The 20,458-nt window shown below is 70.4% G+C and carries 18 protein-coding genes; 10 read left to right on the top strand and 8 right to left on the bottom strand.

Features of this window, described 5'->3' with window-relative positions; all coding sequences use genetic code 11:
* Positions 1-27: 27 nt before the first annotated feature.
* The 5 genes from RDV84_RS16805 (at position 28) to RDV84_RS16785 (ending at position 3,656) form a co-directional block, all read left to right on the top strand.
* On the top strand, positions 28-771 hold the full coding sequence (locus tag RDV84_RS16805; RefSeq protein WP_309150977.1) for a LamB/YcsF family protein: 744 nt from the start codon (positions 28-30) through the stop codon (positions 769-771).
* Positions 772-877: 106 nt separating this feature from the next.
* Positions 878-1,600 carry a DUF969 domain-containing protein gene (locus RDV84_RS16800; protein ID WP_078999937.1) on the top strand — a complete coding sequence of 241 codons (723 nt, stop codon included), beginning with the start codon at positions 878-880 and terminating at the stop codon, positions 1,598-1,600.
* Positions 1,597-2,550, top strand: coding sequence for a DUF979 domain-containing protein (locus RDV84_RS16795; protein WP_309150976.1), 954 nt, complete (start codon positions 1,597-1,599; stop codon positions 2,548-2,550). Before RDV84_RS16800 ends, RDV84_RS16795 begins: the two co-directional genes overlap by 4 nt.
* Positions 2,547-3,215 (top strand): pyroglutamyl-peptidase I, encoded by a 669-nt coding sequence (gene pcp, locus RDV84_RS16790; protein WP_309150975.1) that lies wholly within the window; start codon positions 2,547-2,549, stop codon positions 3,213-3,215. Before RDV84_RS16795 ends, pcp begins: the two co-directional genes overlap by 4 nt.
* Before the next feature lie 129 nt (positions 3,216-3,344).
* Complete coding sequence (locus RDV84_RS16785; RefSeq protein WP_057948083.1) at positions 3,345-3,656, top strand: hypothetical protein; 312 nt, start codon at positions 3,345-3,347, stop codon at positions 3,654-3,656.
* A gap of 260 nt (positions 3,657-3,916) precedes the next feature.
* Here the strand turns inward: RDV84_RS16785 and RDV84_RS16780 are convergent, their stop codons facing one another.
* From RDV84_RS16780 to apbC, 3 genes are all read right to left on the bottom strand, one after another.
* Positions 3,917-4,429, bottom strand: coding sequence for an RDD family protein (locus tag RDV84_RS16780; protein WP_057948084.1), 513 nt, complete (start codon positions 4,427-4,429; stop codon positions 3,917-3,919).
* A 331-nt stretch (positions 4,430-4,760) separates the two neighbouring features.
* A complete protein-coding gene (dcd, locus tag RDV84_RS16775) occupies positions 4,761-5,333 on the bottom strand; it encodes a dCTP deaminase (protein WP_057948085.1) in 573 nt (190 codons plus the stop codon).
* 130 nt (positions 5,334-5,463) lie between these two features.
* Positions 5,464-6,540, bottom strand: a complete 1,077-nt coding sequence (gene apbC / locus RDV84_RS16770; protein ID WP_250449773.1) for an iron-sulfur cluster carrier protein ApbC — start codon at positions 6,538-6,540, stop codon at positions 5,464-5,466.
* 475 nt (positions 6,541-7,015) lie between these two features.
* Between apbC and RDV84_RS16765 the strand changes: the two genes are divergently transcribed.
* From RDV84_RS16765 to rnfB, 5 genes are all read left to right on the top strand, one after another.
* Positions 7,016-10,006, top strand: a complete 2,991-nt coding sequence (locus tag RDV84_RS16765; RefSeq protein WP_309150974.1) for a TonB-dependent receptor domain-containing protein — start codon at positions 7,016-7,018, stop codon at positions 10,004-10,006.
* A 213-nt stretch (positions 10,007-10,219) separates the two neighbouring features.
* Complete coding sequence (locus RDV84_RS16760) at positions 10,220-10,660, top strand: DUF2147 domain-containing protein (RefSeq protein WP_078999932.1); 441 nt, start codon at positions 10,220-10,222, stop codon at positions 10,658-10,660.
* An 80-nt stretch (positions 10,661-10,740) separates the two neighbouring features.
* Entirely contained in the window at positions 10,741-10,887 is a 147-nt protein-coding gene (locus tag RDV84_RS26710; RefSeq protein WP_425606242.1) for a DUF6053 domain-containing protein, read from the top strand.
* A 26-nt stretch (positions 10,888-10,913) separates the two neighbouring features.
* On the top strand, positions 10,914-12,992 hold the full coding sequence (gene metG / locus RDV84_RS16755; RefSeq protein WP_078996760.1) for a methionine--tRNA ligase: 2,079 nt from the start codon (positions 10,914-10,916) through the stop codon (positions 12,990-12,992).
* 96 nt (positions 12,993-13,088) lie between these two features.
* Complete coding sequence (gene rnfB / locus RDV84_RS16750) at positions 13,089-13,505, top strand: Rnf electron transport complex subunit RnfB (RefSeq protein ID WP_250449771.1); 417 nt, start codon at positions 13,089-13,091, stop codon at positions 13,503-13,505.
* A gap of 147 nt (positions 13,506-13,652) precedes the next feature.
* Here rnfB and RDV84_RS16745 read toward each other — a convergent pair whose 3' ends face one another.
* The 5 genes from RDV84_RS16745 to RDV84_RS16725 form a co-directional block, all read right to left on the bottom strand.
* Positions 13,653-14,714, bottom strand: a complete 1,062-nt coding sequence (locus RDV84_RS16745) for a TraB/GumN family protein (protein WP_309150973.1) — start codon at positions 14,712-14,714, stop codon at positions 13,653-13,655.
* Positions 14,715-15,128: 414 nt separating this feature from the next.
* Complete coding sequence (locus RDV84_RS16740) at positions 15,129-16,106, bottom strand: DUF1684 domain-containing protein (protein WP_425606378.1); 978 nt, start codon at positions 16,104-16,106, stop codon at positions 15,129-15,131.
* A 44-nt stretch (positions 16,107-16,150) separates the two neighbouring features.
* Positions 16,151-18,028, bottom strand: a complete 1,878-nt coding sequence (gene mutL, locus RDV84_RS16735; RefSeq protein ID WP_309150972.1) for a DNA mismatch repair endonuclease MutL — start codon at positions 18,026-18,028, stop codon at positions 16,151-16,153.
* Between the two features lie 114 nt (positions 18,029-18,142).
* Positions 18,143-18,538 carry a hypothetical protein gene (locus RDV84_RS16730; RefSeq protein WP_309150971.1) on the bottom strand — a complete coding sequence of 132 codons (396 nt, stop codon included), beginning with the start codon at positions 18,536-18,538 and terminating at the stop codon, positions 18,143-18,145.
* 66 nt (positions 18,539-18,604) lie between these two features.
* On the bottom strand, positions 18,605-20,368 hold the full coding sequence (locus RDV84_RS16725) for an N-acetylmuramoyl-L-alanine amidase (RefSeq protein ID WP_309150970.1): 1,764 nt from the start codon (positions 20,366-20,368) through the stop codon (positions 18,605-18,607).
* Positions 20,369-20,458: the final 90 nt, after the last annotated feature.

Below are 20,458 nucleotides of genomic sequence, written 5' to 3'. Positions count from 1 at the left end.
GCCGCCGGCTTCCTATTGCATCGCACCATGTCCGGACGCATCGACTTCAACTGCGATCTCGGCGAAGGCTGCGGCGACGACGCCGCGATCCTGCCCTACGTCACCTCGGCCAACATCGCCTGCGGCGGCCATGCCGGCGACGAGGCCAGCATGCGCGAGACCCTGCGCCTGTGCCGCGCCCACGGCGTCGCCACCGGCGCGCATCCGGGCTATGAGGACCGCGAGCATTTCGGCCGCCGCGCGCTGGCGCTGGCGCACGACGAGGTCGTCGCGCTGGTGACGCGCCAGCTCGCGCGCCTGGCCGCGATCGCGGACGAGGAAGGCGTCGCGCTGACCCACCTCAAGCCGCACGGCGCGCTCTACAACCTCGCCGCCGACGACCGCGGCGTGGCCGAGGCCATCGCCGGCGCGGTCGCGCAGTGCGATCCGCGCCTGATCGTGTTCGGCCTGGCCCAGTCCGAACTCACCGACGCCGCCCAGCGCCTGGGCCTGCGCGTCGCCCATGAAGTGTTCGCCGAGCGCGGCTACGCGGCCAACGGCCGGTTGCTGCCGCGCGGCCAGCCCGGCGCGGTGATCGAATCGCTCGACCAAGCCATCGCCCAGGTGCGCGAACTGGCGCTGCACGGGCGCGTGCGCGCCGCCGGCGACGAGACCGTGGCGCTGCGCGCCGACACCCTGTGCCTGCACGGCGACCGCAGCGACGCCGCGCAGTTCGCGCGCGCAGTGCGCGCCGCGCTCGAGGCCGACGGGGTGAGGGTCGCCGCGCTGTGACGGCGGCGGCGCGCGAGGCGAAGGATCGCCGCCCGGTTCCCGCCGAGCCCCGCTTCGATCCACGCTCCGCCCCGCCCTTCCTTTCGCCTCGCAAGGACGCTGCCGCATGAACTATTGGCCCCTGATCGGCGTCGCCGCGCTCGCGCTCGGCTTCGTGCTGCGGCTCAACCCGGCCCTGGTGGTGGTCGCCGCCGGCTTCATCACCGGGCTGGCGGCGAAAATCTCGCCGCTGGAGGTGCTCGACGTGCTCGGCAAGGCCTACACCGAGAAGCGCTTCCTGCTGCTGTTCCTGCTGACCCTGCCGGTGATCGGCCTGCTCGAACGCCACGGCCTGAAAGAACACGCGCAACGCTGGGTCGCGCGCCTGCGCGGGGCGACCATGGCGCGGCTGCTGATCGCCTACCTGTTGATGCGCCAGTTGGCCTCGGCGGTGGGCCTGACCAGCCTCGGCGGCCATCCGCAGACGGTACGCCCGCTGCTGGCGCCGATGGCCGAGGGCGCTGCCCAATCCAACCACGGCGATCTCGACGAGGACACCCGCCAGCGCATCCGCGCGATGGCCGCCGGCACCGACAACGTCGGCCTGTTCTTCGGCGAGGACATCTTCATCGCGTTCGGCGCGGTGCTGCTGATCCAGAGCTTCTTCGCCGAGCACGGGTTCAAGCTCGATCCGCTGCACATCGCGCTGTGGGGCATCCCGACCGCGATCTGCGCGTTCCTGATCCACTGCATCCGGGTGCTGCGCTTCGAGCGCGCGATGATCCGGCGGCTGGCGCAGCAGCGCGCGGCCGAGCTTGCGGCGGTCGCCGATCCGGCGCGCGACGCATGATCGGCCTGGACTTCGTCTATTGGCTGATGGGCCTGTACTTCGGCGCGCTGGCCTGGCGCGGCGCGCGCGATGCGGCCAATCCGCGGCGCTGGACCACCGCGCTGTTCTGGGGCCTGATCGCGGCGCTGATGTTCCTCGCCGAGCACCTGCCGAACAAGGTCGTCGGTGCCTGCGTGGTCGCGCTGGCGCTGCTGGCCGGCTTCGGCGGCCTCGGCCGCGGCGGCTACGCCGAGACCGGCGAAGCGGAAAAGCAGCGCGAATCGCAACGCCTGGGCAACCGCCTGTTCTGGCCGGCGCTGCTGATTCCGGCGGTCACCCTGGCCGCGGCGCTCGGCCTCAAGCACGTGCGCATCGGCGGCACGCCGCTGCTGGAGCCGGCCAACGTCACCCTGGTCGGTCTGAGCCTGGCCTGCCTGGTCGCCCTCGCCGCCGCGGGCAGGCTGACCCGGCAGACGCCTTGGAGCGGCGTGGAGCAATCGCGCCGGCTGGTCGACGCGATCGGCTGGGCCGCGCTGCTGCCGCTGCTGCTGGCCACGCTCGGCAGCGTGTTCGAGGCCGGCGGCGTCGGCCAGGCGGTCGCCGGCGTGGTGCGCATGGCGATCCCGGTCGACAACGCCTTCGCCGTGGTCGCGGCGTATGCGCTGGGCATGGCGCTGTTCACCGTGATCATGGGCAACGCCTTCGCCGCGTTCCCGGTGATGACCGGCGGCATCGCCCTGCCGCTGCTGGTCGGCCACCACCACGCCGACCCCGCGCCGCTGGCCGCGATCGGCATGCTCTCGGGCTACTGCGGCACCTTGTTCACGCCGATGGCGGCGAACTTCAACCTGGTGCCGGCGGCGCTGCTGGAACTCAAGGACCCTTACGGCGTGATCCGCGCGCAGTGGCCCACCGGCGCGACCCTGCTGGCCTGCAATGTGCTGCTGATGTACTGGATCGCGCTGCGATGAACGCCGACTTCGACCAGGCCCCGGTGCTGCTGACCGGCTTCGCGCCGTTCGGCGGCGAGGCCAGCAACCCCAGTTGGGAAGCGGTGCAGCGCCTGCACGGCGAGCGCATCGGCGGCCGTCTCGTGGTCGCCCATTGCCTGCCGGTGGCCTACGCCGGCTGCCTGCCGCAGCTGCGCGAACGCCTGGACGCGCTGCGCCCGGCGCTGGTGCTGTGCATCGGCCAGGCCGGCGGACGCGCGCAACTGTCGATCGAACGCATCGCGATCAACGTCGACGACGCGCGCATCCCCGACAACCAGGGCCGCCAACCCATCGACGAGCCGGTGATCGCCGGCGGCCCGGCCGCGTACTTCAGCTCGCTGCCGATCAAGGCCCTGCGCGCGGCCCTGCACGAGGCCGGCATTCCCGCCGAGATCTCGCAAAGCGCCGGCACCTACCTGTGCAACCACGTCTTCTACGGGCTGCTGCACGAACTGCACCTGCGCGGCGACGCGCGGGTTCGGGGCGGCTTCATCCACATCCCGTATTCTCCCGCGCAAGCCGCGCGCCACGCCGGCGCGCCGAGCCTGGACAGCGAACACGTGGTCCGCGCGCTGCGCGTCATGGTCGAGACCGCGCTGTCGACGCACGTCGACCGCCGGCTTGCCGGCGGCGCCGAGCACTGACCGCCGGCTCGCCGGCGGCGCCGAGACAACGATCGCCACCGCGCCTGCGCCATCGGACTTCGACCGATGGTTTGCCGTATCGCCACCCCATGACCGCGGCCGCCGCCGGCCGCACCGCCGGAGACCGCCATGCATCGCCCCCTGACCGCCGCCCTGCTCGCCTTCGCCCTTGCCGCGGGCGTCGCCGCGCCCGCCCGCGCCGGCCTGTTCGACAAGAATCCCGACCAGGTCGCGCAGGACGCGGTGACCAAGGACCTGCGCGCGGTGACGCTATGGGTCGACGCCAGCTGGGGCTTCCGCAACCAGGGCGCCGCCAATGCCCTGAGCCGCGCGCACCAGGCCTTCGTCAGCCGCGGCTACGACGTGGTCAGCGTGGAGCCGTATATCGAGAACGGCGACTTGCAGGGGTTCTTCGTCACTTACCAGAAGCCGCGCGGCTGATTCGCAGCGGCGGCGCGACATCGGGCTTGCGGCGCGAGCGCGGTGTCGCGGTCGCGGCTTGCGCCGCTCCTACAGGAAGCGGCCGGAGCGACCCGAGGCTCGGGCGCAAGCCGCGAGCGCGATCCTGCCGCCTCGACGCCCGCCCAACGCGACCGCGTCTTCGCCGCCTGCGCGGGTCGCCGTCGCCTTTGCGGCGGGCATAAAAAAACGCGCCGGCGCATCGCGCCGGCGCGTTCTTATCGTTGCGTGCTACGCCGCGCTCAGCGCGCGACCACCACGCGGGTACCGGCGATCTGGTCGTGCAGGCAACGACGGTCCTGGCGGAAGATCATCAGGACGTCGACCAGCGAGATCAGGCCGCCCAGGCACGGAATCAGGCCGATGCCGTTCTGGAACAGGTAGCGCTTGCCCATCAGCGTGACCAGGTCGGGCTTGTTGCCGTCCTGGTCGACGATCTTGATCTTCATGACCTTCTTGCCCCAGGTCTGGCCGTTCTGGCTCAGGGGCAGGTACTGCACGGCGAAGAACAGCAGCAGGGCGCCGACGCCCCAGGCGATCTGCAGGCCGTAGGGCTGCTGGCCGGTCTGCGCGGCTTGCATCACCGCGTCCATGTAGCCGCCGATGAACATCAGCGGCACCAACAGCACCATCAAGATCACACCGTCGATGATCGCGGCGACCAGGCGGATGCCGCGGTCGGCCAGCTCCTGCTCGCCGCCGTTCGGGGCGATCAGCGGCGACTGCGGGCTCTGGTAAGGGTTTTGCGGGTCCATTCGTCTACTCCTTGGTGGGATGGGTCCGGGCGATTCCCCGTCGCGCCGGCCCAGGTTGAGGCACGGGAAAGATAACAGGGACGGCGCCGATTCAACGCATCCGAATGCGTTCTTTTTCTTGGCCGCGACCACGCTCGCGGCGCGTCCGCGGCCTCGCCGCGCCGATCCGCGCGGGCCCGCGCGCGCCGGCGGGCCGCGACGGCGCACGCGCGAACGGGGCCGACGGGTACGCGAAAACGACCGAGGGCGCGCAATGCGCGCCCTCGCAAGCCGGCGGCGGCCACACGCGCCGGTGGAACCGTGGCGCCGCCGCAGCGGCGCCGGCCGCGGCTCAGGTGCGCGGCAGGGTCACGCCGGTCTGGCCCTGGTACTTGCCGCCGCGGTCGCGGTAGGACGTGTCGCAGACCTCGTCGGACTGGAAGAACAGCATCTGCGCCACGCCCTCGTTGGCGTAGATGCGCGCCGGCAGCGGCGTGGTGTTGCTGAATTCCAGGGTCACGTGGCCTTCCCACTCCGGCTCCAGCGGGGTCACGTTGACGATGATGCCGCAGCGCGCGTAGGTGCTCTTGCCCAGGCACACCACCAGCACGTCGCGCGGAATGCGGAAGTACTCGACCGTGCGCGCCAGCGCGAACGAGTTCGGCGGGATGATGCACACGTCCGATTCCACGTCGACGAAGCTGCCGCTGTCGAAATGCTTGGGATCGACGATGGTCGAGTTGATGTTGGTGAACACCTTGAACTCGCGCGAGCAGCGCACGTCGTAGCCGTAGCTGGAGGTGCCGTAGCTGACGATGCGCTGGCCGTCGGCGGACTGCTTGACCTGGCCGGGTTCGAACGGCTCGATCATGCCGCCGGGCTGCTCGGACATGCGGCGGATCCAGCGGTCGGACTTGATGCTCATGCGGTGTTCCTTCGGGGGCGCGGCCGGGCCGCGCGATGAACTCGGGAGGACGCGGGCGCCGGCGGCGCCCGATCCGGGATTGTACGGGCTGCCGCGGCGGCCCTGGCGCGAGCGGCGCGGCGCCGCGCGGTTACAGCAGCGAGGCGGAAATCGACGGCGCCACCCGCGGGCGCCGCGCCAGTTCCACCGCCAGCCGGCGCGCGGTGCCGCGGTAGGCGCGCGCGGCGGCCGAATCGGGCTGGGCCGCGACCACCGGCACGCCGGCGTCGCCCTGCTCGCGGATCGCGATCTCCAGCGGCAGGCTGCCCAGCAGCGGCACGCCGTACTGCGCGGCCATGCGCGCGCCGCCGCCTTCGCCGAACAGGTGCTCGGCGTGGCCGCAGTTCGAGCACACGTGCACGGCCATGTTCTCGACCAGGCCCAGCACCGGCACTTCGACCTTCTCGAACATGCGCAGCGCCTTGCGCGCGTCCAGCGTGGCCACGTCCTGCGGCGTGGTCACGATCACCGCGCCGGCGACCGGGATCTTCTGCGCCAGGGTCAGCTGGATGTCGCCGGTGCCCGGCGGCAGGTCGACGATCAGATAGTCCAGCTCGCTCCACTGGGTGTCGTTGAGCAAGGTGGTCAGCGCCGAGGTCGCCATCGGCCCGCGCCAGATCATCGGCGTGTCCTGCTCGACCAGCGGGCCGATCGACATCGCTTCGATGCCGTGCGCGCGCAACGGCTGGATGTGCTTGCCGTCGGGGCTGTCGGGCTTGCCGTGGGCGCCGAGCATGGTCGGCACGCTGGGGCCGTAGATGTCGGCGTCGAGCACGCCGACGCGGGCGCCGTCCAGGACCAGGGCCAGGGCCAGATTGACCGCGGTGGTCGACTTGCCGACCCCGCCCTTGCCCGAACCGACCGCGATCAGGTTGCGCACGTTCGGCAGCGGCGACAGCTTGGGCTGGACCGCGTGCGAGACGATCCGCGCGATCAGCTCCAGGCTGGCCAGGGCCAGTCCCTGCGGCGCCAGCGCGGCGGCGATCGACGCCTCCAGCCCGGGACGCAGGCCGTCGAGGGCGAAGCCGGCCTGGATCGACACCGCGACCCGGCCCTCGGCCGCGCCGGCGCGCACGCGCGCGCCGCTGTCGGCCAGGCTCAGCCCGGTGTCGGGCAACGGCAGGGCCGCGATCGTCGCGGCCAACGGGGATTGCAGGTGCTCGCTCATGCCGGCGATCCGGCCGGGCGCGGAAGGTGTGTGCGCATGGGGACTCGTTACAGGGATGCCGCGTCGCGGCCGGCGTACATGTTAAGGCCTGGGCGCGCGCGCCGGCGCCGCGGCGCGGGGCGGCGACGGTCTGCGCACCGCTCCGCGAACGATGAATAAAGCAACTTGAAATTGCTTTTATCCATTCAGCGCCTCGCCAAGACGTGACGGACACACGCATTAGTTGCCCAACGAGGATGCAACGCGATCGTGCCTTCCCGCCGCTTAGCTGAATAATCAATTCATATAATTCAATCAGTTGAAAAACTGAATTGGGCAAAGGCAACGAGCCCGCCGTGCCAGAAAGCGAACGTTAGCCGCGTGTTAAGTTCAGTTTCGTAAAGGAACCGTTAAAGCCCGGGAAGGCAACCAAAACACGTAGATCGACGCGGCAGCGCCCGCGTTCGCGCATTACTTTCCAGCTAGGGGAAACACCATGGCAGTACCCAATTCGTTCGGCCTGCACCGCAGCAGGCTGACGGCGGCGCTCGTGTCCGCGATCGCCTTTTCCGCCGCCGGCGCCGCCGGCGCCCAGCAGGCCGCGCCGGCCGAAGGCGCCGCCGCGCCGACCGACATCGACGCGGTCACCGTGACCGGCTCGCGCATCAAGCGCATCGGCTTCGTCACGCCCTCGCCCGTGGTCGGCATCAGCGCCGAGGAGATCCGCGCCACCGGCGCGGTCACCATCTCCGACCTGATGACCACCCTGCCGCAGCTGTCGGCGACCTACACCATGGGCAACTCGACCCGCGCCATCGGCACCGCCGGCCTGGGCCTGCTCGACCTGCGCGGCATGGGTTCCTCGCGCACCCTGGTGCTGGTCAACGGCCGCCGCCACGTCGGCGGCGTGTCCGGCTCGACCTCGGTCGACATCAACACCATCCCGGTGGAACTGATCGAGCGCGTGGAAGTGATCACCGGCGGCGCCTCGGCCGTCTACGGCGCCGACGCGGTCGCCGGCGTGGTCAACTTCATCATGAAGAAGAAGTTCGACGGCTACGAGCTGCGCGGCCAGACCGGCGACGCCAGCGAAGGCGACTTCAGCCGCTCGTTCTTCAGCTTCACCGGCGGCAACGAGTTCGCCGGCGGCCGCGGCAGCGTGGTGTACTCGGCCGAGTACAGCAAGCAGGACAACTTCGGCCGCGGCGACCGCGCGATCGGCCGCCGCAACCTGATCAGCATGCCGAACCCGGCCTACGACCGCAGCCGTCCGTCCACCCAGGACAACCCGCAGCGCGTGTTCATGGGCCCGGGCGGCAACTCCAGCATCTCCTACGGCGGCACCTTCGACGCCGGCGGCAAGCGCTACCAGTTCGACGACAACGGCACCTTCCGCCCGACCCGTTACGACGGCCCGCGCGACGGCGCCAACACCTGCGTCAACTGCGACTTCGTCGACCTCAACAACGTCGCCGACCTGCAACCCGCGTTCGACCGTTACAGCGTCAACGCGCTGGTCAACTTCGATATCAACGAGAACCACAAGTTCTTCTTCGAAGGCAAGTACACCCGCACCGAGTCGCAGTTCAACGCCCAGCCGGCGTTCGACCAGCCGCTGCGCATCCGCCGCGACAACGCCTACCTCTCGCCGCAGCTGGCCGCGCTGATGGACGCCAACGGCCTGCGCGATCCCAACGACGCCGCGCAGGCGTTGCAGATCTCGCGCTTCAACGTCGACGCCGGCCGTCGCGGCGAAGACGTCGAGCGCACCACCCAGCGCTACGTCGCCGGCCTGGAAGGCTTCCTCAACGAGAACTGGAGCTACGAGGTCTCGGCCAACTACGGCCAGACCGAGATCGACCGCCTCAACCTCAACAACCGCATCAACGAGCGCTGGCAGGCCGGCATGGACGCGGTGCGCGACGCCAGCGGCAACATCGTCTGCCGCGTCTCGCTCGATCCCAACGCGATCAACCCCAACACCAGGCAGCGCTACCACGAGATCGCGCGCCAGGGCTGCGTGCCGTTCCAGGTGTTCGGCAACGGCGCGGTCGATCCGCGCGCGGCCGACTGGTTCAACTACGACGCCCGCAACCGCACCAAGCTGACCCAGAAGGTGTTCAGCGCCTCGGTCGCCAACAGCGCGCTGTTCGAACTGCCGGCCGGCGGCGTCGGCTTCGCCGGCGGCGTGGAGTGGCGCAAGGAGAGCAGCCAGGAGATCACCGATCCGCTGGCCGCGCAGGGCCTGACCTTCCTCAACGCCATCCCGAGCCGCAAGGGCGAATACACGGTCAAGGAAGTCTTCGCCGAAACGACCATCCCGCTGCTGGCCGACCTGCCGGGCATCCAGCGCCTGAGCATGGACGTCGCCGGCCGCTACTCCGACTACAGCACCGTCGGCGAGACCAAGACCTGGAACGTCGGCCTGGACTGGGCGGTCAACGACTCCTTCCGCGTCCGCGCCAGCCTGGCCCAGGCGGTGCGCGCGCCGAACATCGGCGAGCTGTTCAACCCGGCGACGCAGAACTTCGCGACCATCTGGGACCCCTGCGACGTCCGCCCGGGCCGCCGCAACTCGGTCAACACCGCCGCCGATCCGGCGCTGCGCGCGCGCAACTGCGCCGCGCTCGGCCTGCCGGCCAACTTCAACGACAACTACGGCGGCCGCTTCCCCGGCACCAGCGGCGGCAATCCGGACCTGAAGGTGGAGACGGCGCGTTCGTTCTCCTACGGCTTCGTCTGGCAGCCCGAGTTCTTCGAAGGTTTCGGCCTGTCGGTGGACTACTGGCGGGTCAACCTCAAGGACGCGATCGACGCGGTCAGCGCCGAAGCCCTGGCGACGCGCTGCGTGGATTCGCCCGGCGGCATCGGCAACAAGTTCTGCGGCATGATCCAGCGCGCGCCGGCCGGCGGTTTCGTCGACAGCCAGGGCCGCGCGTTCCCGGCCGGCTCGATCTCCAACTGGATCGCGCTGACCGAAAACGTGGCGCGCTCGCGCCGCGCCGGCGTCGACGTGGAAGCCGACTACCGCTTCGAAGCGTTCGGCGGTCAGGCCGCGCTGCGCTTCGTCGGCACCCGCCTGATCACCTCGCGCGAATGGTCGTTCCAGGACTTCCCGAACGACTACCGGGAATACCTGAACTACGTCGGCGACCCGCGCTGGCGCGCCTCGCTCAACGCCAGCTACAAGCGCGGCGACTGGCGCGCGAGCTGGGACCTGCGCTACATCCACACCAACCTGCGCGTCGAACCGTGGAGCTATCAGTCCAATCCGGGCCAGGTGAGCCCGATCCGCAACGGCTCGTACACCTACCACAACCTGCAGGTCGGCTATAAGGTCCCGGGCACCGGCCTGGACCTGTACGTCGGCGCCGACAACGTGTTCGACAAGGACCCGCCGCTGGGCTACTTCGGCGAGACCGAGGACAACTCGAACTACGACAACATCGGCCGCTACCTCTACGTCGGCGCCAGCTACAAGTTCTGACCCGCGTCGGGATCGTTCCACCGTTGCAGCGAAAGCCCGGCGCACGCCGGGCTTTTCGTTTTCGCCGCTCGCGCCCGCCCGCGCCGCGGCGGCTGGCCTGAACGCGCCGCGCGCGCCGCTTCCATACCTTTGCGGATGCGGTATAAAGAACCCGTCCCGCCGCGCCGGCCCACGGCGCGCGGCCATCACGCTCACGTCTCTGGGAGGGGATACATGCGTAAACAACTGCTCGCCCTGCTGCTGCTCGCGCTGCCGGCGGCGGCGTTCGCCCAGGCCACGCCGGTCGGGTCCTGGACCACCATCGACGACAAGACCCAGAAGCCCAAGTCGGTCGTCGAGATCTACGAGGCCAAGGACGGCAGCCTCGCCGGCCGGGTCAACGAAGTGCTGCAGTCCGAGCACGGCCCCAACCCGGTCTGCGACAAGTGCGACGGCGAGCGCAAGGGCAAGCCGGTCAAGGGCATGGTCATCCTGTGGGGCATCCGCAAGAGCGGCGACACCTGGGAAGGCGGCAAGATCCTCGACCCGGCCAGCGGCAAGGTCTATTCGGTCAAGGTCACCCCGCAGGACGGCGGCAAGAAGCTGGAAGTGCGCGGCTTCATGGGCTTCTCGCTGATCGGCCGCAGCCAGACCTGGATGCGCCACGAACCCTGACCGGCCGGCCCGCATGCGTGTAGCGGAAACCCGGCCTCGGCCGGGTTTCTTCGTTTTAGGCTCCGGTCCGGCTTGCTCTTGTGGGAGGGCCTTCAGGCCCGATGCTTTTGTTTCAGGTCGCGGCAACTGATCGAAAGGCATCGGGCCTGAAGGCCCTCCCACAAGAGCAAGGCCCCACCTCACCCCCCGCCCCACCCGCCCGGCCTCCGCGGCCGCCCATGCCATAATCCACGACCACCTACGGCCCCCGTCTATGTCCCGCGAAATCGTCGTCTCCAACGCACTGCCCTACGCCAATGGCGAGCTCCACCTCGGTCATTTGGTCGGCTACATGCAGGCCGACATCTGGGTGCGGGCGCAGCGCATGGCCGGGAACACGGTGCACTACGTCTGCGCCGACGACACCCACGGCACGCCGATCATGCTCGCCGCGGAAAAGGCCGGCAAAACGCCCGAGGCGTACATCGCCGAAATCCAGGTCCGCCACGAGCGCGACTTCGCCGACTTCGGCGTGGCCTTCGACCATTACGACTCGACCCATTCGGCCGCCAACCGCCAGCTCACCGAGGCGATCTACGCGCGCCTGGACAACAACGGCCATATCGCCAAGCGCTCGGTCGCGCAGTTGTTCGACCCGGTCAAGCGGATGTTCCTGCCCGACCGCTACGTCAAGGGCATCTGTCCGAACTGCAAGACCCCGGACCAGTACGGCGACAACTGCGAGAACTGCGGCGCCACCTACGCGCCGACCGACTTGCTGGAGCCTCATTCGGTGGTCAGCGGGGCGACGCCGGAACTGCGCGACTCCGAGCATTTCTTCTTCGAGGTCGGCCACTTCGAGGCGTTCCTGCGCGAGTGGCTCGCCGCCGACACCGCCACGCCCGGCATCCGCGCCAAGCTGCACGAATGGCTCGACGCCGACGGCGGCCTGCGCGCCTGGGACATCTCGCGCGACGCGCCCTACTTCGGCTTCGAAATCCCCGGCCATCCCGGCAAGTACCTGTACGTGTGGCTCGACGCGCCGATCGGCTACCTCAGCAGCTTCCAGACCCTGTGCGAACGCAAGGGCCTGGACTTCTGGTCGTACCTCGCGCGCGACAGCCAGGCCGAACTGCACCACTTCATCGGCAAGGACATCGTCACCTTCCACGGCCTGTTCTGGCCGGCGGTGCTGCACGGCGCCGGCTTCCGCGCGCCGACCCGGCTGCACGTCAACGGCTATCTGATGGTCAATTCGCAGCGCATGTCGAAGTCGCGCGGCACTTTCATCCAGGCCCGCACCTACCTCGACCAGGGCCTGGACCCGGAAGCGCTGCGCTACTACTTCGCCACCAAGACCAGCGGCGGCGTCGAGGACATCGACCTCAACCTCGCCGACTTCGTCGCGCGGGTGAACTCCGACGTGGTCGGCAAGTTCGTCAACGTCGCCAGCCGCTGCGCCGGCTTCATCGAAAAACGCTTCGGCGGCCGCCTGGCCGACGCGCTGCCGGAGCCGGCGATGTACGCGCGCTTCGTCGAGCAGCTCGCGCCGATCGCCGCCGCCTACGACGCCAACGAAGCCGCGACCGCGCTGCGCCTGACCATGGCCCTGGCCGACGAAGCCAACAAGTACATCGACGAGCGCAAGCCGTGGGTGCTGGCCAAGCAGGACGGCGCCGAAGCCGAGTTGCAGGCGGTGTGCACCCAGGGCCTGAACCTGTTCCGCGTGCTCGCCGCCGCGCTCAAGCCGGTGTTGCCGCGCGTGGCCGCACAGGGCGAAGCCTTCCTGGCCGCTCCGGTGGCGACCTGGGACGACCTTGCCCAGCCGCTGCTCGCCCACGCCATCGCCGCCTACGTCCCGTTGTTCACCCGTATCGACGCGAAACTCATCGAAGCCATGATCGAAGCCAGCAAGGAATCCCTCCCCCCCACCGCCGCCGAGGCCAAGCCCGCCAAGCCGGCGGCGAAGGCCGAAGCGCCCAAGGCCGAGGCCAAGCCCGATGCCGCCGACGCGGCGCCGGCGACCGTCAACCTCGACGATTTCGCCAAGCTCGACCTGCGCGTGGGCAAGGTGCTGGCCTGCGAATTCGTCGACGGCTCCGACAAGCTGCTGCGCTTCGAACTCGACGCCGGCGAGCTGGGCAAGCGCCAGATCTTCTCCGGCATCCGCGGCTCCTACGCCGAGCCCGAAAAGCTGGTCGGCCGCAGCGTGGTGTTCATCGCCAACCTCGCCCCGCGCAAGATGCGCTTCGGCGTCAGCGAGGGCATGATCCTGTCGGCCGGCTTCGACGGCGGCGGCCTGTTCCTGCTCGACGCCGATGGCGGCGCGCAGCCGGGCATGCCGGTGCGTTGAAGCGAGAAAATAGCGGGGAGGAGTGAGAAGTGAGCGAAAGCGGCACTGCCTGCGCTTGAGCACTTACTCACTCCTCACTTCTCTACGCTCACTTCCATGCTCCCCGACTTGACCGAACGCCTCGACCGCCTGCTGCCGCAGACCCAATGCGGCCAGTGCGGCTACGCCGGCTGCCGGCCGTATGCCGAGGCGATGGCGCACGGCGACGCCGACGTCGATCGCTGCCCGCCGGGCGGCGACGACGGCGCGCGCGCGCTGGCGAAACTGCTGGACGTGGCGGCCAAGCCGTTCGACCGCGAACGCGGCCGCCACCTAGCGACGCCGCCGCTGGCGCTGATCGTCGAAGCCGACTGCATCGGCTGCACCAAGTGCATCCAGGCCTGCCCGGTCGACGCCATCGTCGGCGCGGCCAAGCACATGCACACCGTGATCGAACCGCTGTGCACCGGCTGCGAGCTGTGCGTGCCGGCGTGCCCGGTGGATTGCATCGTGCTGGTCGCGCCGGCGGCCTGAAAGCCGCGCGATCCACGCGATCCAACTGTAGGAGCGACGCGAGTCGCGACCGCGAAAACGCAACTACGATGAAAGTTTCGGCGTAGTTGCGTTTTCGCGGTCGCGACTCGCGTCGCTCCTACAGGGGTGCGCGGGAAACTTCGCGGGTCAGTGCCTGGGCTCGACCTTCTTGCTCTCGCGCGCGTCGTCCGGCGTCAGCTTCACCGGCGGCGCCGGCGGCAGCGCCGCGGGCGGCATCGGCGCCAGATCCGCGGTCCCGGTCGCGCACGCCGAGCAGATCCGCTCGATCTTGTAGCCCTTCGCGCGCAGGCGCTCGACCAACCCGTCGTTGCCGAGCAGATGCAGGCTGCCGACCACCACCAGGGTGTCGCCCTTCTTCTGCTCGTCGAGCAGCTTCTGGATCTGCGGCACCCAGGCCTCGTTGCGCTCGACGTTGACGATGCGGTAGGTCTGCGGGGTCTTCTGCTGCATCTCCACCCGCGCCTTCTCGTCGAGCTTGGCCAGATCGGCCTCGCGCCAGGCGGTGTGCATCTCTTCGAGCATGCCCGGCACTTCGGTGGGCCGGTCGAGGAATTCGCGCAGCGCCTTGATCTGCTCGTCGGCGGGGCTGGCGTCCATCACGTCGAGCTGATGGTCCATGCTCTCCAGGCCCGAGGCGCCCTTGCCGGCCTCGGCGGCCTGACGCATCAGGTACTGGTCCAGGCCCAGCTGCGAGCTGAAGCCCAGCGACTGCGACACGCCCAGCACCAGCGACAGGTTGACGAACCACGGCTCCAGGCTGTCGACCTGGCTCAGCGAACGGCCGTTCTTGGCCAGCACGCGGTTTAGTTTTTCGCGCAGGTCCGCCGGCAGGGTCTGGCTGAGGGTGCGGCCGTCCTGGTACCGCGCGCGCTCCAGGAAACGCTGGCCGACCGACGGATCGAACATCTCGTCCGGCGCGACCTCGAACACCAGTTTCTCCGAGCCGGCGAACGCGCGCTGGATGTCGTCGGACAGCGGGTAGTCGTCGGCGCGCAGCAGGTGGAACGAGCCCAGCAGGAACACCGCGTTGTCGGCGTCGGAGACCCGCCACAGCAGCGGCACCGGCGGCGGCTTGGCCGCGGCCTGGGCCGCCTGGGCGACCGCGCCGGTCGCGGTGGCCGAAGTCAGCGGCGCGCTCAGCGCGACCGCGGCGCACAGGGGCAGGACGAACAGCTTGAGCAACCGCATGGGCGACGCAGACCTCGAAGATGGGCGGGCGGCCGCGCAGGACGAAACGGCGGCGGCGCGAGAGAACGGGCGCCCAGTGTAAGGCGTCGGCCTCGGGCTTCGTATTACGAACCCGTAAACGCCGGCATTCGCATGCGGCGCGGCGACGCGGGGCCTCTGCGGCGACGCGACTCGCGGATGCGGGCGGGTTTCGCTTCGACGCCGCCGAAGCGCGTCGCCTGCCGAGGCCTGGCGCTGAAGTCTGTGGATCCCCGCCTGCGCGGGGAGGACGAACGGGAACATGCGCAGCGAACCGCGAGCGCCGGAGTCCGTTGTGGCAGGGCCTTCAGGCCCGACGCCTTCCTCTCAGAAAGAAAGGCGCAACCAGTAAACCCGCCCCTCGCCATTGCACACCGCGCACCCGGCGCGCGGCCCTCAAGACGCGTGCGCCGCTGCACCCGCAGGCTTGTACGCCTTCTCCCCCGCCGTGACCTCCAGGTCCAGCCGGTTGCCCTGCGGCGGCAGCGGACAGGTCGCGAACGGGGTGAACGCGCACGGCGGGTTGTAGGCCTTGTTGAAATCGACCGTGACCTTGCCCTGCGGGTTCGGCCGCGGCACGTCGAGGAAGCGCCCGGCGCTGTAGCTGCCGTGGCCGCTGGTGCGGTCGGCGAACACCAGCATCAGCTCCTCGCCGCCCTGATCCAGCGCCTCCAGGCGGAAGCTGCGGCCGTCGCGCTCGAACTCGACCGCGCCGGGGTTCGGGGTCGGCTCGATCACGCCGATGATGTTGGCGACCTCGATGGTCTGCCCGGCCGGATGGGCGACGAACTTGGCGCTGAGCTTCCAGTCCTGCGTCGCCGGCCAGTACTCGATCGCGCTGAAGCCGACCCGGCTGGGCGCGTCGGCATGGCGCACGCGCAGGTACCAGCGGCCGCCGCGCTTGATCGCGGTCAGCACGCCCTTGCCTTCGTCGAAGCCGATCCGGGTCGGGCCGGCCGGGGAGTCGTCGGCCAGCAGCACCGCCGCGCCCTTCAGCGGCTGCTCGTTGAGGGTCAGCGTCAGGCCGCGCTCGGGCACGAAGCGCAGCCGGCCCTTGTCCAGGTTCAGCAGCCCGATGTGGCCGGGGCCGACGCCGACGCGGATGCCGTTGTCGGCGTCGCTGCCGAAGTAATGCGCGCCCGGCTCGATCGGATGCAGCCCGACCAGGCTGGTCCAGCCGTCGGGCTTGAGCAGTTCGCGATGGCGTTGCTCGCGCCAGATCTGCTGGTCGCGCTGGAAGTCCTGGATGGCGTGGACCGCGCGCTCGGCCTCGCGTTCGGCCCGCGCCTGCTGTTCCGGCGAACCGCAGCCGGCCAGCGCCAGCGCGGCGGCCGCGCACAACCACCAGCGCGACGCGCCGGAATGGGACGGCAACGCGCCAGCGGCGGGCACGGCGCACGAACGGACAGCAGCGGTCATCAGCGCCCTCGCAGGAACCAGCGGTCGATTTCCGACAGGGTGAAGCGGGCCCAGGTCGGGCGCCCATGATTGCACTGACCGGAGCGTTCGGTCGCCTCCATCTCGCGCAGCAAGGCGTTCATTTCCGGCAAAGTGAGACGGCGATTCGCGCGCACCGCGCCGTGGCAGGCCATGGTCGCCAGCAACTCGTCGCGGGCAGCGCCGACCCGGCGCGATTCGCCGTGTTCGCGCAGGTCCGCCAGCACGTCGCGCAGCAGCGCCTCGACATCGCCGTGGGCGAGCAGCGCCGGCACCGCGCGCAGGGCAAGCGACTGCGGGCCGGCGCGGGTGACCTCGAAGCCCAGCGCGATCAGCGTCGCCTCCTCGCGCTCGGCGACTTCGGCCTCGCGCTCGGACACCGCCAGCGTCGCCGGCACCAGCAGCGGCTGGGTGCGCAAGCCTTCATGGTCGTGGGCGAACTTGAGCTTTTCGTAGCCGATGCGTTCGTGGGCGGCGTGCATGTCGACCACGATCAGGCCCTCGGCGGTCTCGGCCAGCACGTAGATGCCGTGCAGCTGGGCGATCGCGTAGCCCAGCGGCGGCAGGGTCTCGTCGTCGCTGTGCGGCAGCGCGGGCGCGGCGTAGGCGCTGCCGCCGCCCGAGTAACTCGCCGGCGCGGGGTAACCGCCGGCAGGCGCGCCGCCACTGCCGCCGCCACCGTTGCCGCCGTACAGCGCCGCATAACCGGCCTGGGTCTCCTGCACGCGCAAGGCCAGCGGCGCGGTCGGCCGGTACTGGTACATGCCCGCCTGCGACGGCGGCGCGGCCGCGCCCGGATCGGGCGGATGGCCGCCGCCGAACTCGCCGGTCTGCGCCGACGGCAGTGCGCCGGCGCGGGTTTGCGCCAACGCGTCGTTGAGCGTGCGATAGACGAAGTCGTGGATCAGCCGCGCGTCGCGGAAGCGCACCTCGTGCTTGGCCGGGTGCACGTTGACGTCGACCCGGCGCGGGTCCAGCTCCAGGAACAGCACGTATGCCGGCTGGCGGCCATGGAACAGCACGTCCGAGTACGCCTGCTTGACCGCGTGGGCGATGCTGCGGTCGCGCACCGCGCGGCCGTTGACGTAGAGATATTGCTGGTCGGCGCTGGCGCGGTTGTACGACGGCTGGGCGATCCAGCCGTGCAGGCGCAGCCCGGCGCCGCTGTGGTCCACGCGCAGCGCGTTGCGGGCGAATTCCTCGCCGAGCGCCTCGCCGATGCGCACGTCCGACAGGCCCAGGTCGATCTGGTCGCCCTCGCCTTTCCAGCGCCGGGTCGGCTTGCCGTTGTGCGAGACCCGCAGCTCCACGTCGGGACGCGCCAGAGCCAGCTGCCGCAGCCATTCCTCGATATGGCCGAGCTCGGTGCGCTCGGCCTTGAGGAACTTGCGCCGTGCCGGAACGTTGAAGAACAGGTCGCGCACCTCGACCGTGGTGCCCTGCGGATGCGGCTTGGGCGCGACCTCGCCGAGCCGGCCGCCGTCGATCTCCAGCACCGCGCCGCGGTCCTCGCCGATCCGGCGCGAGGACAGCGAAAAGCGGCTGACCGAGGCGATCGACGGCAGCGCCTCGCCACGGAAACCCAGCGTGGTCACGCCTTCCAGGTCGTCGAGCGACGCGATCTTGCTGGTGGCGTGGCGCGACACCGCCAGCGGCAGTTCGTCGGCGGCGATGCCCTTGCCGTCGTCGCGGATGCGGATCAGCCGCACCCCGCCTTCTTCAAGGTCGATATCGACCCGGCGCGCGCCGGCGTCGAGCGCGTTCTCGACCAGTTCCTTGACCACGGACGCGGGCCGTTCGACCACTTCGCCGGCGGCGATCTGGTTGATGAGGGTGTCGGGGAGCTGGCGGATGGTCACGGCGGCATTCCGGTGCGCGCAGGCACCGCGGGGGAGTGGAAACCGATGATAGCCGCCGGGTCCGGCCGGCGCGATCCGCGGCTTGCGCTGTGCGGCGTTGCGCCGGCGTCGCGCTCAGCGGCGGCGGACCGCCGCGCGCAGATCCTCGGGCCGCAACGGCAACTGCGCGAAGGTGTAGGCCAGGGCCTGCGCCAGCGTGTCGAAGCTCAGGCGCCGGTGGCTGAGATAGAGATCGACGGCGTCCTCGTGGCGATCCTGCCAGTCGTCGAAACCGAGCAGGATCGTGCCGTGCAAGATCGTGCCATGCAGAATCGTGCCGTCCAGGATCGCGCCGTCGATGTCGCCGCGCCGCGCGGGCTTGAGGAAGTATTCGCGCTGCGCGGGTTCGCCTTCGTGCGAATAGCGCTGGTTGATCCACAGGCTGCCGCGGTCGGACAGGCGGCGGCGGATCGCGGCGATCAAGTCGGCGTCGTCGGCCGCGTCGGCAGGCCCGGTGTCGTCGGCGCTCATCGACGCTCGCTCACGCTGCGGTGTTGGCGGCACCGCGCGGCATGCGCCGGCGTCGCCCGGCCGCGATCAGGGGCTGCCGCCCCCGCCGAATCCGCCGCCCTGCGCCTGCTGCGCTTCGGCGCGCGCCGCGTACAGCGAGCCCGGCGGCGGCTGGCGGGTGAAGTAGTTGTTGATCCCGCCGAGCACCGCGCGCGCCAGCGCGCGTTGGTGCGCGGGATCGGTCAGGCGGCGCTCTTCTTCCGGGTTGGAGATGAAGTTGGTCTCCACCAGCATCGCCGGCATGTCCGAGGTGCGCAGAACCGCGAAGTTGGCCTTTTCCACGTGCGGCTTGTGGTTCTTGCCAACGTCGCGCAGGCCGTCGAGCACGTGCGCGGCGGCGTCCTCGGAGGCCTTCATGTGGCCGCTCTGGGTCAGGTCGAGCAGCACCGAGGCCAAGGTGTTGTCGGTCTGCTGCAGGCGCACGCCGCCGATCAGGTCGGAGGCGTTTTCCTTGTCCGCCAGCCAGCGCGCGCGCTGCGAGGTCGCGCCCTTGAGCGAGAGCACGTACACCGACGAGCCGCTCGCGCTGCGGTTCTCGGCCGCGTCGGCGTGGATCGAGACGAACATGTCGGCCTTGGCCTGGCGCGCCAGCTGGGCGCGCCGCGGCAACGGGATGAACACGTCGGTGTCGCGGGTCATGTAGGCCTTCAGGCCCGGAGTGGCGTTGATCTGGCGCGCCAGTTCGCGGCCGATGGCCAGGGTCACGTCCTTCTCGCGCTTGCCGCCCTGGCCGATCGCACCGGGATCTTGGCCGCCGTGGCCGGGATCGATGGCGATGACCAGCGGGCGCATGCCGCGGCCGCGCATGACGTCCTTAAGGGTCTTGACCGCACCGGCCGGCGGCGCGGGTTCGTTCGCCGGCGCACTCGGCGCGGCGGCGGTCGTATTGGGATTGGCCGCGGCCGAACCCGGCATCGGCGTCGGCACGCCGGTGGCGATGCGGGTAGGCACGCCGGTGGCGATCCGGGTCGGGACGCCGGTCGCGACCGTGGTCGGCACCGGCGCCTGCGCGGCCTGTTCGAACACCGCCTGGGCGGCGGCCCGCTGCGCGCCGGTCGGCGGCAGCGCTGCCGCGACGGCGGGCGCTTGCATGGTCGTAGCCGGCATGTTCGTAGCAGGCATGTTCGTAGCCGGCGCGTTCGCCGCCGGCAGGCTCGCGGCCGGCACGGACGCGGGCTGCACGTTGGCGACCTGCGCGCCCGCGGGCTGGCCGGCATGCGCCGCCGGCGCACCCGCCGCGCCGCGCGCGGCGAGTTCGGAAATCAGCTTGCTGGTGGCGGCGTTGGACGCGACCGCAGGATCGGCGGGTTCGCTGCCGGGCGCGGCCTGCGCCGGCGCGGCTGCGGCAACCGTGGCGGGAACGACAGCAGCCGCTGCGGCGGGCGCTTCGGCCTTCGGCGCGGCGGCGACCGCCGGCTCGCTGCCGTCGCCGGGCCATTCCAGCACCAGGCGCGGACCGCCGGCGCCCTGCTCGATGCGCGGCTTGAGCACCGCGACCGGCTGGGCGAGGTCGAACACGATGCGCGCGGTACCCGGCTGGGGCTCGCCGACGCGCACGGACTTGATCAGGCCGGCACCGGCCGGCAGCTTGACGCCCTTGCCCAGGCGCGAGGCCGGCAGGTCGACGACGAGGCGGTCAGGGCCCTTGAGGCTGATGACCTTGTACTGGCCGGCGCCGTCGAGGGCGATCTCGGCGCGGGTACCGGTGGCGCCGTTGCGCAGTTCCAAGCCCTTGATTTCGCTGGCATGAGCGAGATTCCAGGCCAGCGCTGCCAAGAGCGCCAGGCCCATCAGGACTTTCTGAACGGTGGCCCCCTTGACTCGCATGGGCGTAAGTCAAGCACCGAGATAGTGGAATTGCAAGTATTTTTTCCTTGCAAA

It is taken from the genome of Lysobacter yananisis (assembly GCF_031199375.1).
In the GTDB taxonomy this organism is placed as follows: domain Bacteria; phylum Pseudomonadota; class Gammaproteobacteria; order Xanthomonadales; family Xanthomonadaceae; genus Lysobacter; species Lysobacter yananisis.
This window is presented reverse-complemented; position numbering and strand designations above follow the sequence as displayed.

What these genes read in the sequence shown, in the direction of transcription:
- RDV84_RS16805 (WP_309150977.1), top strand. Translation starts at nt 28, where the DNA reads ATGTCCGGACGCATCGACTTCAACTGCGATCTCGGCGAAGGCTGCGGC.
- RDV84_RS16800 (WP_078999937.1), top strand. Translation starts at nt 878, where the DNA reads ATGAACTATTGGCCCCTGATCGGCGTCGCCGCGCTCGCGCTCGGCTTC.
- RDV84_RS16795 (WP_309150976.1), top strand. Translation starts at nt 1,597, where the DNA reads ATGATCGGCCTGGACTTCGTCTATTGGCTGATGGGCCTGTACTTCGGC.
- pcp (WP_309150975.1), top strand. Translation starts at nt 2,547, where the DNA reads ATGAACGCCGACTTCGACCAGGCCCCGGTGCTGCTGACCGGCTTCGCG.
- RDV84_RS16785 (WP_057948083.1), top strand. Translation starts at nt 3,345, where the DNA reads ATGCATCGCCCCCTGACCGCCGCCCTGCTCGCCTTCGCCCTTGCCGCG.
- RDV84_RS16780 (WP_057948084.1), bottom strand. Translation starts at nt 4,429, where the DNA reads ATGGACCCGCAAAACCCTTACCAGAGCCCGCAGTCGCCGCTGATCGCC.
- dcd (WP_057948085.1), bottom strand. Translation starts at nt 5,333, where the DNA reads ATGAGCATCAAGTCCGACCGCTGGATCCGCCGCATGTCCGAGCAGCCC.
- apbC (WP_250449773.1), bottom strand. Translation starts at nt 6,540, where the DNA reads ATGAGCGAGCACCTGCAATCCCCGTTGGCCGCGACGATCGCGGCCCTG.
- RDV84_RS16765 (WP_309150974.1), top strand. Translation starts at nt 7,016, where the DNA reads ATGGCAGTACCCAATTCGTTCGGCCTGCACCGCAGCAGGCTGACGGCG.
- RDV84_RS16760 (WP_078999932.1), top strand. Translation starts at nt 10,220, where the DNA reads ATGCGTAAACAACTGCTCGCCCTGCTGCTGCTCGCGCTGCCGGCGGCG.
- metG (WP_078996760.1), top strand. Translation starts at nt 10,914, where the DNA reads ATGTCCCGCGAAATCGTCGTCTCCAACGCACTGCCCTACGCCAATGGC.
- rnfB (WP_250449771.1), top strand. Translation starts at nt 13,089, where the DNA reads ATGCTCCCCGACTTGACCGAACGCCTCGACCGCCTGCTGCCGCAGACC.
- RDV84_RS16745 (WP_309150973.1), bottom strand. Translation starts at nt 14,714, where the DNA reads ATGCGGTTGCTCAAGCTGTTCGTCCTGCCCCTGTGCGCCGCGGTCGCG.
- RDV84_RS16730 (WP_309150971.1), bottom strand. Translation starts at nt 18,538, where the DNA reads ATGAGCGCCGACGACACCGGGCCTGCCGACGCGGCCGACGACGCCGAC.
- RDV84_RS16725 (WP_309150970.1), bottom strand. Translation starts at nt 20,368, where the DNA reads ATGGGCCTGGCGCTCTTGGCAGCGCTGGCCTGGAATCTCGCTCATGCC.